The organism is Mycobacterium sp. TH-M15, from assembly GCF_057473705.1.
The window spans coordinates 1-1,647 of record NZ_JBYCLB010000424.1; the positions used below are offsets into that span (position 1 = coordinate 1).

General features: G+C 70.6%; 3 protein-coding genes. 2 read left to right on the plus strand and 1 reads right to left on the minus strand.

All coding sequences use genetic code 11. The features are described 5' to 3' along the window. Positions 1-244: 244 nt before the first annotated feature. Positions 245-556, minus strand: a complete 312-nt coding sequence (locus tag AC2VNT_RS10235; RefSeq protein ID WP_486946747.1) for an RtcB family protein — start codon at positions 554-556, stop codon at positions 245-247. A 19-nt stretch (positions 557-575) separates the two neighbouring features. Here AC2VNT_RS10235 and AC2VNT_RS10240 point away from each other — a divergent pair, with 19 nt between their 5' ends. Together AC2VNT_RS10240 and AC2VNT_RS10245 are read left to right on the plus strand one after the other, a co-directional pair. Then, a complete protein-coding gene (locus AC2VNT_RS10240; RefSeq protein WP_486946748.1) occupies positions 576-902 on the plus strand; it encodes a hypothetical protein in 327 nt (108 codons plus the stop codon). Positions 903-1,188: 286 nt separating this feature from the next. Further along, positions 1,189-1,647, plus strand: a 459-nt coding sequence (locus tag AC2VNT_RS10245) for a DUF222 domain-containing protein (protein WP_486946749.1), incomplete at its 3' end; no start/stop codon positions are given.

The window sequence follows — 1,647 nt, forward strand, 5'->3', positions numbered from 1 at the left end:
CGAAGACCGAGGTCCTCGCCGCCTCCCGCCACGTCGACCTGGCAGCATTGCAACCGTCAATCAACCGATTGACCAAGGTGAAGTAGTGCAGGCCCCCCACGCGCTCACCATGCGTGAGGCACCAGCTCACCCTTCGCGCTCACTTCTACGTGAGGCACCTCGGCACCGCCAGCCGTGTCTGCGAAAACTCAACACCACAGCACTACCGAGGCTGCACCGCCGCGAGACCGCGGCACGGCAGACCCTACGTGCGGACCAGCTGGCGATGCGCCCTGGTGTTCAGGGCGGTGCCGACGTCGGCGTGCAGCTCCTTGGAGCGCTGCCATAGGGACGCGAATGCGCTTGTGGGGAGGCCGATCCCGGCGACATCGACCGCGTTGGCGTGGGCGTGGAAGCCGACCGGGACAGTGCCCTCTACCGCCGACCGCAGCGGGCCCAGGTCGTCGGGGAGGTCGTCGCCGGTGAGCGAGGTGAGCACCGCGCTCACCCCGCAGCCGATGTCCACCCCGACGGCGGCCGGACAGACCGCGTCGCGCATCGCGATCACCGAGCCCACCGTCGCCCCCCTTGCCCAGGTGTACGTCGGGCATCACCGCGACCTTCTGCACCGGCGGCAAAGCGGCGATGTTGCGCAGCTGGTCGAGGGCGGCCGGCTCGACGTCGCGTTCGTCGGCCCACAGCGCGACGTTGTCGGTTCCGGACAGGGCTACCGGGAACATGGTGTGGTCTTCCTTCTCTGGTCCGCGCGGCTGCGCCACGTGTCGTGGTCTTGGGGGTGCCCGGACAGGCCGATGCGGCTGCTGTCGATCGGGGCCGGGAACGGTTGCCGGGCTTGGCGTTCGGCTTGGCGCTTGGCTCAGCGTTTGGCGGCGGGCGACACGACGGTTGACCTGGTCGGCTGATAGGTCATCGCGGGCTCGCCGTCGGTGGCCCACGGAGTGACCACGGCGGCAGGATGGGAGCGGCGTCGGCCCCGGCCGGTGATCGTCATGACGTCGATGATGCCACCCCGGCGCCGTCGAGTCATCGCCATTTCTGGTTATCCCCGGTCCGGTTTGTTCAGGGCGGCTTATCCTCAGTCCGTTTATCCCCGGCCCGTTTATCCCCAGTTCGGCTTCCGTGCACAGGCCGGGTCCGTGCCCGGCTACGACCGGCGCCGGTGTCGGTGTGTGTTCCTACCTTCGGGGTATGGCATCGAGCATGACTCCGCAGCAGGCGCGGGACCGGATCATGTCGGCCCTCGATGCCATCGACACTGCCCACCAACTGCTGCGGGCGACGCCGTCCGACTTGGTGGGCAACGCCTTTCGCGTCGACGTGGCCGAGCGGCTGGAGACCCAGGAGCGCGCCAACCGCGGCTTCACGTACCGGATCTTCGGTGAGCTGGCCGACCCGCCCGACGACGACGGGTCGCTGGCCTCGGTGCGCTCGGCGCTGTGGGCGCGGCTGCGGATCACCCCGCGGGAGATCACCCGCCGCTGCCGCACCGCCGCCCGGATCACGCCGCGCCGCACGCTGACCGGGCCGAAGGTGGAGCCGGAGCTGCCCAACCTGGCCGGGGCGGTCGCCGCCGGCGCGGTGGGGGAGGAGCACATCCGCGCGGTCTGTCGCGCCCTGGACGTGCTGCCCGCCGCCGTCTCGCCGGCC